The organism is Thermodesulfovibrionales bacterium (assembly GCA_026417875.1).
GTDB lineage: Bacteria > Nitrospirota > Thermodesulfovibrionia > Thermodesulfovibrionales > CALJEL01 > CALJEL01.
Map to the genome: position 1 here is coordinate 576 of JAOACK010000110.1, position 442 is coordinate 1,017.

The window sequence follows — 442 nt, forward strand, 5'->3', positions numbered from 1 at the left end:
TTTGAGATTTTCTAATAGTTTCTGGTGCTTTTCCGCCAGGCAAGACAAGTAGACCATAGTTTTCTGGATTTACCTCATCTATGTCAAGATTTGCTTCTACCTCATAATTTCTAATGCCTTTAATTTTGCCCTTTTTGATTGAAGCTATATCGACCTCAATGTTTTCTTCTTTTAGTCTATATAATGGCACCAGCAATTCTAAATCTTCAAATCCATCAGCTGAAATTATCAGTGCTTTCATAAAACCTCCTGATAAAAATCCACATACGAAGTAAAAAACTTCGTATGTGGAAATGAAAAAACTATTTCTTAAGTGATTTAATATAAGCTACGATTGCCTTCATATCGGTACCTTTGGGATCTAATGCTTTACCTCCCATCGCCTTTTCGATGCAGATATTGACCGCTTCTTCAAGGGATTTTGCTTTGCTACCCATTATCG

1 protein-coding gene is annotated in these 442 nt (G+C 35.5%); it reads right to left on the minus strand.

Annotated features, from left to right (window positions below):
- A partial coding sequence (locus N2257_10685; GenBank protein ID MCX7794850.1) for a DJ-1/PfpI family protein occupies nucleotides 1-241 on the minus strand: 241 nt, incomplete at its 3' end.
- Between the last annotated feature and the right edge of the window lie 201 nt (nucleotides 242-442).